8 protein-coding genes and 1 tRNA gene are annotated in these 8,226 nt (G+C 64.2%); 4 read left to right on the top strand and 5 right to left on the bottom strand.

Annotation, left to right across the window (positions count from 1 at the left end; all coding sequences use genetic code 11):
* On the top strand, positions 1–776 hold a 776-nt coding region (locus tag VGH68_RS13525), incomplete at its 5' end, for a molybdopterin molybdotransferase MoeA (RefSeq protein ID WP_331604135.1).
* Between the two features lie 101 nt (positions 777–877).
* Positions 878–1,153 (top strand): hypothetical protein, encoded by a 276-nt coding sequence (locus tag VGH68_RS13520; protein ID WP_331604134.1) that lies wholly within the window; start codon positions 878–880, stop codon positions 1,151–1,153.
* Between the two features lie 75 nt (positions 1,154–1,228).
* Here VGH68_RS13520 and VGH68_RS13515 read toward each other — a convergent pair whose 3' ends face one another.
* The 5 genes from VGH68_RS13515 to pncB all read right to left on the bottom strand — a co-directional run bounded on the left by VGH68_RS13515 (position 1,229) and on the right by pncB (position 7,384).
* A complete protein-coding gene (locus tag VGH68_RS13515) occupies positions 1,229–2,677 on the bottom strand; it encodes a DNA recombination protein RmuC (protein WP_331604132.1) in 1,449 nt (482 codons plus the stop codon).
* Positions 2,674–3,663 carry a D-glycerate dehydrogenase gene (locus tag VGH68_RS13510; protein WP_331604131.1) on the bottom strand — a complete coding sequence of 330 codons (990 nt, stop codon included), beginning with the start codon at positions 3,661–3,663 and terminating at the stop codon, positions 2,674–2,676. The genes VGH68_RS13515 and VGH68_RS13510 overlap by 4 nt, the downstream gene beginning before the upstream one ends.
* Before the next feature lie 48 nt (positions 3,664–3,711).
* Positions 3,712–5,136 carry a sodium:proton antiporter gene (locus VGH68_RS13505; RefSeq protein ID WP_414696938.1) on the bottom strand — a complete coding sequence of 475 codons (1,425 nt, stop codon included), beginning with the start codon at positions 5,134–5,136 and terminating at the stop codon, positions 3,712–3,714.
* Between the two features lie 115 nt (positions 5,137–5,251).
* Complete coding sequence (locus VGH68_RS13500; protein ID WP_331604130.1) at positions 5,252–5,914, bottom strand: lactate utilization protein C; 663 nt, start codon at positions 5,912–5,914, stop codon at positions 5,252–5,254.
* A 273-nt stretch (positions 5,915–6,187) separates the two neighbouring features.
* Complete coding sequence (gene pncB / locus VGH68_RS13495; RefSeq protein ID WP_331604129.1) at positions 6,188–7,384, bottom strand: nicotinate phosphoribosyltransferase; 1,197 nt, start codon at positions 7,382–7,384, stop codon at positions 6,188–6,190.
* 273 nt (positions 7,385–7,657) lie between these two features.
* Between pncB and fdxA the strand changes: the two genes are divergently transcribed.
* Together fdxA and VGH68_RS13485 are read left to right on the top strand one after the other, a co-directional pair.
* Positions 7,658–7,981, top strand: a complete 324-nt coding sequence (gene fdxA, locus VGH68_RS13490) for a ferredoxin FdxA (RefSeq protein ID WP_090684436.1) — start codon at positions 7,658–7,660, stop codon at positions 7,979–7,981.
* A 114-nt stretch (positions 7,982–8,095) separates the two neighbouring features.
* Positions 8,096–8,168, top strand: a tRNA-Asn gene (locus tag VGH68_RS13485).
* Positions 8,169–8,226: the final 58 nt, after the last annotated feature.

Genomic DNA, 8,226 nt, shown 5'->3' with positions numbered 1-8,226 from the left:
CGGACCTCGGGCTGCTGGCGTCGCTCGGGATCGGCGAAGTGCATGTGCGGCGGCGCCTGCGCGTCGCGTTCTTTTCGACCGGCGACGAATTGCGTTCCCTAGGCGAGCCGCTCGACCCGGGCTCGGTGTACGACAGCAATCGCTACACGCTCTTTGCGATGCTGCGGCGCCTGAACGTCGATGCGCTGGATCTCGGCGTCGTGCGCGACGAACCGGCCGCGCTCGCAGCGGCGCTGCGCAGCGCCGCCGCCAATGCGGACGTGGTGCTGACCTCGGGCGGCGTGTCGGTCGGCGAAGCCGACCTGACGAAGCAGACGCTGCAGACGTTCGGCGACGTCGCGTTCTGGAGCCTCGCGATGCGGCCCGGCAGGCCGCTCGCGTTCGGCCGCGTGTGGTCCGGCGCGCATCCCGGCATGGCCCATCCAGCGCTGTTCTTCGGCCTGCCGGGCAACCCGGTCGCCGTCATGGTGACGTTCTATCAGATCGTGCGCGAAGCGCTGCTGCTGATGGCCGGCGCGACGCCCGGGCCGCTGCCAGTGATTCACGCGACGAGCCGCGACGCACTGCGCAAGCGCGCGGGCCGCACGGAATTCTTGCGAGGTGTCGCCGAACACGACGACCACGGGCGCTGGCGAGTCGCGCCGACCGGCTCGCAAAGCTCGGGCGTGCTGAGTTCGATGAGCGAAGCAAACTGCTTTATCGTGCTCGGCCACGACGAAGGCGACGTCGCCGCCGGCGAACCGGTGTCGATCATGCTTTTCGACGGCCTTATCTGACGCACGTGACCCACGCGCGAAGCATCGCCATCGACCACGCGCGCTACCTGCCCATCCACGCTATTCACCCACAACCACTACGACACACGGGTTTGACTTACATGAAAAAACAGATTTCGTTCATCGCTCCCGGACAGACAGCCAAAGCACTGATCCTCGTCTATCTGACGTTCTCGGTGCCGATCGTGCTGCTTGGGGCGGTGGTCGCATTCGTGCGTTACGGCTCGGTGGAACTGAGTACCGTGTTCAGCGCGCTGCTGCTCAACGCGATTCTCGGTTTCGTACTGCTGTGGATCGCCTGCCATGCCTACAACTGGGTGGCGTCGCGCTTCGGCGGTATCGAAATCCATTTGACGGACGCGCCGGAAGAAGCGTAATGCGCGCTGCGGGCGCACCGTGCTAGTGTCGCTGCCAACGTGCCCGCCATGCCCGCTCCGGTTCAGACGCCTCGTTTATTTCTCGTCGGGCTCCTCGCCCAACAGCGCGTCGCCAGCCAAGCCGCTGGCCTCGTCGCCCGGCAATGCTTCGACGTCGCGCAACTGGCGATTCATCATGCGCGTGCGGGTTTGCGCAGCTTCGATCGAGCGCGTGACGGTTTCGAGTTGCGCCTTCGTCTTCGCCAGCACGTCGCCGAATTTGCCAAACTCCGTTTTCACCGCGCCGAGCACCTGCCACACCTCACTCGAACGCCGCTCGATCGCCAGCGTGCGGAAACCCATCTGCAGACTGTTAAGCAGCGCGGTCAGCGTGGTGGGCCCCGCGATCGTCACGCGATAGTCGCGCTGCAGCAGATCCGTGAGCCCCGGGCGGCGCAGCACCTCAGCGTACAAACCTTCGGTCGGCAGGAACAGCAACGCGAAGTCGGTCGTGTGGGGCGGGGCCACGTACTTTTGCGCGATCGTGCGCGCCTCTGCGCGAATCCGCGCGTCGAGCGCGCGCGACGCTTCTTCGACCGCGGCCGGATCGGCCCGCTCCTGCGCTTCGATCAGACGTTCGTAGTCCTCGCGCGGGAACTTGGCGTCGATCGGCAGCCACACGGGCGCGCTCACGCCGCCCGGTTCCGGGCGACCCGGCAGCCGGATCGCGAACTCCACGCGATCGGCGCTGTTCGGCACGGTCGCGACATTCTTCGCGTATTGGTCGGCAGTGAGCAGCTGTTCGAGCAATGCTTCGAGCTGCACTTCCCCCCATGTGCCGCGCGTCTTAACGTTGGTCAGCACGCGCTTCAGATCGCCGACACCGGCCGCCAATGTCTGCATCTCACCCAGCCCGCGATGCACCTGCTCGAGTCGATCGGACACCAGCTTGAACGACTCGCCGAGACGCTGTTCGAGCGTCGCGTGCAGCTTTTCATCGACGGTGCGGCGCATTTCCTCGAGCCGCGCCGCGTTGTTCGCCTCGATGTCCTTCAGACGCTGCTCGATCGTCGCGCGCACTTCGGCGAAGCGCCGGTCGTTCGCCTCTATGAGCTGCCCGAGTTGCACGCTCAGCGTATCTCCGAACTGCTTGAGCGAGCGGCCCTGCTCGTCGCGCGCCTGCTGCGCCTGCACATGCAGGCTTTGGCGGACCGCGTCGAGCTGCTGCGCGAAGCCGTCGATCTTGCCGCCCTGCACCGTCGCCATGCTGCCCAATTGCGCGGCGAGCGTCTGCTGGAAATGCGCGAAGCCGCTGCTTTGCTCGGTGCGCGACACCCGCGCCGTCTCGCCGATGTCGTTGCGCAACTGGCGCTCGAGCCGTTCGTACGCATGCGCCTGCGCGTCCATCGCGACATCGAGACGTTCATTGAGCAGCTCGAACTGCTCGCCCTGCTCCGTGCGATGGTTCCCGCGCAGCAGCAGCGCCAGCGCAATCACCAGTGCGAGCGCCAGCGCCGCGACGGCCGCCGCGAGAATCATCGTCATGTACGCGCCTTGCCGATCACGCCGGGGTTGATCGGATTCGGCGGCTGACCGGCGCGCGGCCCTTCGCCGAGCGCGGCGATCAGATTGTCCGCGGCAAGGTTCGCCATCGCGCGGCGCGTGGCTTCGGTCGCACTCGCGATATGCGGCGTCAACACGACATTCGGCACGCCAAGCAGCGCCGGATTCAGGTTCGGCTCGCCCTCGAACACGTCGAGACCGGCCGCCGCGATGCGCTTGTCACGCAACGCCTCGGCGAGCGCGGCATCGTCGACGATGCCGCCGCGCGCGATATTGGTGAGCGTCGCCGTCGGCTTCATCAGCGCGAGTTCGGCCGCGCCGATCGTGTGATGACTTTCCCGCGCGTACGGCAGCACCAGCACCACATGATCGGCGCGCCGCAGCAACTCCTCTTTCGATGCATATTCGGCATTCAGCTCGGCCTCGATCTGCGGCGCGACGCGCGAACGGTTGTGATAGATGACGCGCATGTTGAAGCCCTGCGCGCGCCGTGCGAGCGCCTGACCGATCCGGCCCATGCCGATCACGCCGAGCGTCGAGCCATACAGGTCGCTGCCGAGGAAACTGTCGTAGCTCCACTTCTGCCAATGCCCCGCACGCAACCAGTGCTCGGATTCGGTGATGCGGCGCGCGGTAGCCATCATCAGCGCCCAGCCGAAGTCGGCGGTCGATTCGTTCAGCACGTCCGGCGTATTGGTGCCGAGCACGTTCGCCGCGTTCAAAGCCGCCATGTCGAAGTTGTTGTAGCCGACCGCCATATTCGACACGACGCGCAGACGCGGTGCGGCGGCGAGCACCTGAGCGTCGATCATTTCGCCGGCGGTCAGCGCGCCGTCCTTGTCCGCGAGACGGCGCTTCAGTTCGTCTGCGGGCAACACGTCGCCCTCGTTCCAGTCGACGTCGAAATACTGTTTGAGCCGCTCGATCACATCGGGAAAGATCGAACGGGCAACGAGGATTTTCTGCATCGCAATTCTCCGTATGGCGCGTCGAGCGAGGTCTACGCGCGCGTCGCATCAGTGTCGAAAAAACAGCCACCCGGTCAGCACGAAAAGCGGCAACAGCACCGCGCCGGACCAGCCCAGATATGCAAAAAAGCTCGGCATGCGCACGCCGCGCGACTGCGCGATCGACTTCACCATGAAGTTCGGCGCATTGCCGATATACGTGTTCGCGCCCATGAACACCGCGCCGGCCGAGATCGCCGCGAGCGTGGTCGCGCCGGTGGTCATCAAGGCCTGCGCGTCGCCGCCGGCCAGGTTGAAGAACACGAGGTAAGTCGGCGCGTTGTCGAGAAATGAAGATAGCAGGCCGGTCGCCCAGAAGTACATGATGTCGCGGGGCTCGCCGGACGGCGTGTTGACCAGGTGGATGATGGGCGCGAACGCGCCGGCCTCGCCCGCGCGCAGCATCATGATGACTGGCACGATCGTCACGAAGATGCCAGCGAACAGTTTGGCGACTTCCTCGATCGGTGCCCAGTCGAAATCGTTGCCTGCCCGAGCAGCGCGCGGCGTCAACGCGAGCGACAGCAGCGTGACGCCGATCAGCGCGACATCGCGCACGACGTTCTGCAATGCGACGTGCGTGCCCAATACGTCGAACGCGACCTGCGGCCGCCACAATCCGCTCATCAGCACGAGCGCGATCACCGCCGCGAGCAGTATGAAATTGACCTTGCCGTCGAGTCCGAGCGGCCCACTGTCGGGCGTCGGATCGAGAAACGACGAACGCGCTTCTTCCCGCCGATGGAAGTAATACGCGTCAAGCGCGTAGAAGATCGCGAGCAGCGCGCCGCTGACGAACAGCATCGGCGCGGCCAGATGCACGGTGGTCCAGAAGAAACTCACGCCTTCCAGAAAGCCGAGGAAAAGAGGCGGGTCGCCGAGCGGCGACAGCGCGCCGCCGACGTTTGCGACGAGAAAGATGAAGAACACGACGACGTGCGTCGCGTGGCGGCGATTGTCGTTCGCGCGCAGCAATGGGCGAATCAGCAGCATCGCCGCGCCGGTCGTGCCCATCACGCTCGCGAGCAGCGTGCCTAGTGCGAGTATCGCGGTGTTCAGACGCGGGCTGCCGTGCAGATTGCCGCGCACGCAGATACCGCCTGCGACCGTGTAAAGCGCGCTCAGCAGAATGATGAACGGAATGTACTCGTCGAGCAGCGCATGCGCGAGCGCGGCAAGCGCGGCGGTGGGCCCGAAATGAAATGCGAATGGGACGAGGAAAGCGCCTGCGCAGGCCGCCGCGATCTTGCCGAAATGGTGATGCCAGAAGACGGGCGCGACCAGCGGAAAAAACGCGATCGACAGCAGTACGCCCGCGAATGGCACGCCCCACAGCATCGAAAGCGTTACACCGTTGGGCATCGCTGCCCACGTCGACTGCGACCAGAACGCGAGCAACGATGCAACCGTCAGCCACAGGCCCACGCGTCGCATGCCGCGCACTGTCGAGCTGGCGTGACACTCGTGATGGCAGGCAGCCGCATTGGTTCGGTGCACCGCATCTACCGCGTGAGCCATGGATCTGTCGCGACCCCGCCGCGTGCGCGGCTTACGCACCCTGAACGACGATCGCATGCACCCGGTAGGGCCCGTGCGCGCCCAGAATGATCGTCTGTTCGATATCGCCGGTGCGCGACGGGCCGGAGACGAAATTGACCGCGCGTGGCAGCTCGCCGCGCTCCTTGCGAATCAGGCCGAACGCCTCTTCATGACCGGCGACGATCCGCGACGCCGGCACGATCGCGACATGCGTTTCTGGCAGCAGCGCAGCCGACGCATAAGTTTCCGGTCCGGACAGCAGCACCAGCGTGCCGGTCTCCGCGGTCGCGCAGAAGCAGCCGGTGAGACCGACCACGTCGTTGTCTTGAGGCTTGCGGAATTCGACGGCGAGGGCCGCCTCGGCCCATGGCAGTTCGCGCAGCGTCTGCCAGGCGATCGCCTGCGGGGGCAAGCCGTGTTGCATCAGATAGCGATGCACGGCGGCGGGTACGTCGGCGAGAGTTTGAACGGTCTCGACGGTGGTCGCCATTTTCTGCGCTTCTTCGATGAAGCGCGCGCAAAGATCGGCGGCCATGTCCGGACGCGGACCGGCGGGATGGCGCGCGAGGTAATCCGCCGCGGCTTCGCGTTCGGATGCGGATGGCTCGGGTTCACGCCGTTGCGCGGCGCGGATACGCGCCAGGATGTTGCGGCGGGCAATCGATGTGTCCATGTGCTGAATCCTCGTGTGGACAGCCGTGCCATATGGCGACGAGATGGCGAGGATTATACCGGCCGCCCTGGCCGCCCACACCCTGGCCGAACGGCATATTGCGGTGCGCGACCAGCGCGGCGACACTGGTTAACGCGTCGAACCCGCGGCAGCCCCGAGGAGAGCCAACCATGCACGAGCCGGTCCGGCAAGCAAGCCGGCGAATTAAACGTTGTCCCCCGACGGGCATCGACAGAACACGCCGACGTGCTCACCGCCGATGCACTGACAGCGCTACTTCACGGCTTCTTCGTCGGGCTGCGCGATGCCGAACACCTGGCGCAGATACGCGAGATAGGCCTTGTCCTCGCACATGTTCTTGCCGGGCGAGTCCGACAGCTTCGCAACCGGTTGACCATTGCAGCGAACCATCTTGATGACGATCTGCAGCGGGTTGTAGCCGAGGTCGTTGGTCAGATTGGTGCCAACGCCGAAAGCGAGCTTGCAGCGGCCGCGGAAGCGCTCATAGAGTTGCAGCACCTTCGGGATGTCGAGCGCGTCGGAGAAAACCAGCACCTTCGTGCGCGGGTCGCAGCGGTTGTCCTCGTAGTGCTTGAGCAGGCGCTCGCCCCAGTCGAACGGGTCGCCGGAATCGTGCCGCGCGCCGTCGAACAGCTTGCAGAAGTACATGTCGAAGTCGCGCAAAAACGCCTGCATCCCGTACACATCGGAAAGCGCGATACCGAGGTCGCCGCGATACTCCTTCGCCCACATCTCGAAGCCGAAGATCTGCGAGTCGCGCAGCCTCGGGCCGAGCGCCTGGCAAGCCTGAAGGTACTCATGCGCCATCGTGCCGAGCGGCGTGAGGTTGTGTTTCATCGCATAGAAGACGTTGCTCGTGCCGGCGAACTGCTCGCCGAGGCCATCCTTCAGCGTGAGGATCACTTCCTCGTGCCATTGCTTCGAAAAGCGGCGGCGCGTGCCGTAATCGGCGATCTTGCAGTCGGCGAATTCAGGACGCGCGCCGAGCAACTGGATCTTGTCGAGCAGACGGCCGCGCCCTTCGCTGTAGTCCGGCGTTTGCTGCGTATTGCGGAAGTAGACTTCGTTGACGATCGCGAGCACCGGGATTTCGAAGAGGATCGTATGCAGCCACGGCCCCCTGATGTCGATGTCGATTTCGCCGTTACCCTTCGGCGACGGTGTAATCGAAATGTACTTCTCGTTCAGATGAAACAACGCGAGGAACTCGATGAAGTCGCCCTTGATAAAGCGCATGCGCCGCAGGTAGTCGAGTTCGTCGTCGGTGAAGCGCAGTTCGCAGAGCTTGCGCGCTTCATCGCGAATCTCGGCGATGTACGGCACCAGATCGACGTTCGGGGTACGGCAACGGAAGCGGTACTCCACGTTCGCGGCGGGGAAGTGATGCAACACGACCTGCATCATCGTGAACTTGTACAGGTCGGTATCGAGCAGCGAAGTAATAATCATGATGGTACGAACAGGACCGCCGGAAAACGGAAGGGCTCGCAGGCCCTTGCAACGGATGCGCGTACGGCAGCCGTGCGCGCCAACCTGACGCATGTTACCCCAAATGTGCGGGCGTTCAGCGTGCCGTCCGCGCTCGCGTCGCGCACCATAAACTAATCACTAAAACGTATATAACGGGCGCTGCGCGACCCTTCATGCGCCTGTTGACGTTACGTTACAATAGCGCTTTCGGCGTTCGCGCCTTCCCTGATTCCGCATCCAGGAGCTGCCTGAATGACTCACGTTGTGACCGAAAGCTGCATCAAGTGCCGCTATACCGACTGCGTCGATGTGTGCCCGGTGGACTGCTTTCGCGAAGGTCCCAACTTCCTCGCGATCGACCCCGATGAATGTATCGACTGCGCCGTGTGCGTGGCCGAGTGTCCGGTAAACGCGATCTACGCCGAAGAAGACGTGCCCGGCGATCAGCAGGACTTCATCGCGCTGAACGCCGATCTGGCGAAGAACTGGCCGAGCATCACGAAGACGAAGGCACCGCTGCCGGAAGCCGACGAATTCAAGGACGTGAAAGAAAAGCTCGCGCTGCTCGCACGCTAGGCGACAGTCTGCCTCAATGCGGCCTGATATCGAATGAACTGAGGATCAGCGCCGGGTATTGACAGGTATTGGCGCTGCTCCTACAATTTCGCTTCTCTGCTGTTGTTGTTCTGTTCCTCGATAGCTCAGTCGGTAGAGCGCCGGACTGTTAATCCGTAGGTCCCTGGTTCGAGCCCAGGTCGAGGAGCAAAAAACGGGCGCACTGACTCTCCGGTCGGTGCGCCCGTTTCCTTTTCCCTGGGCGA

The organism is Paraburkholderia sp., assembly GCF_036488505.1.
In the GTDB taxonomy this organism is placed as follows: Bacteria; Pseudomonadota; Gammaproteobacteria; order Burkholderiales; family Burkholderiaceae; genus Paraburkholderia.
Note: the sequence above shows the minus strand (reverse complement) of the source record. Positions and strands in the feature narration are given on the sequence as shown.

Excerpts from the sequence above, each read along its gene's own strand:
- VGH68_RS13500 (WP_331604130.1), bottom strand. The coding sequence starts at position 5,914 with ATGGACACATCGATTGCCCGCCGCAACATCCTGGCGCGTATCCGCGCC.
- VGH68_RS13505 (WP_414696938.1), bottom strand. The coding sequence starts at position 5,136 with ATGCGACGCGTGGGCCTGTGGCTGACGGTTGCATCGTTGCTCGCGTTC.
- fdxA (WP_090684436.1), top strand. The coding sequence starts at position 7,658 with ATGACTCACGTTGTGACCGAAAGCTGCATCAAGTGCCGCTATACCGAC.
- VGH68_RS13515 (WP_331604132.1), bottom strand. The coding sequence starts at position 2,677 with ATGACGATGATTCTCGCGGCGGCCGTCGCGGCGCTGGCGCTCGCACTG.
- VGH68_RS13510 (WP_331604131.1), bottom strand. The coding sequence starts at position 3,663 with ATGCAGAAAATCCTCGTTGCCCGTTCGATCTTTCCCGATGTGATCGAG.
- VGH68_RS13520 (WP_331604134.1), top strand. The coding sequence starts at position 878 with ATGAAAAAACAGATTTCGTTCATCGCTCCCGGACAGACAGCCAAAGCA.
- pncB (WP_331604129.1), bottom strand. The coding sequence starts at position 7,384 with ATGATTATTACTTCGCTGCTCGATACCGACCTGTACAAGTTCACGATG.